The 309-nt window shown below is 40.5% G+C and carries 1 protein-coding gene; it reads left to right on the top strand.

Annotated features, from left to right (window positions below; genetic code table 11):
- Window positions 1-309, top strand: a 309-nt coding sequence (locus SB658_RS22945) for a sodium:solute symporter family transporter (protein ID WP_410602555.1), incomplete at both ends; no start/stop codon positions are given.

Below are 309 nucleotides of genomic sequence, written 5' to 3'. Positions count from 1 at the left end.
CATCCGTATATTACTGGATTTTTACTCTCTGCTATTTTAGCTGCGATTATGAGTTCGATTTCTTCACAGCTGCTTGTGACTGCAAGTGCAATGACAGAGGATTTATACCGGACTTTCTTTAGAAGAAAAGCGTCAGACAAAGAACTAGTAATGATTGGACGTATGTCTGTATTGGTCGTTGCCATTATCGCGCTTTGTCTTTCACTTAATCCAAGTGATACCATTCTTGACCTTGTTGGTTATGCTTGGGCAGGTTTTGGATCTTCATTTGGTCCAGTCATCCTTCTATGCCTATATTGGAAGCGAATG

The sequence above is a fragment of the Bacillus sp. SIMBA_008 genome, assembly GCF_046535495.1.
Lineage (GTDB): Bacteria > Bacillota > Bacilli > Bacillales > Bacillaceae > Bacillus > Bacillus subtilis.
The sequence above is the reverse complement of the archived record's forward strand: the minus strand, read 5'-3'. Positions and strand labels throughout refer to the sequence as shown.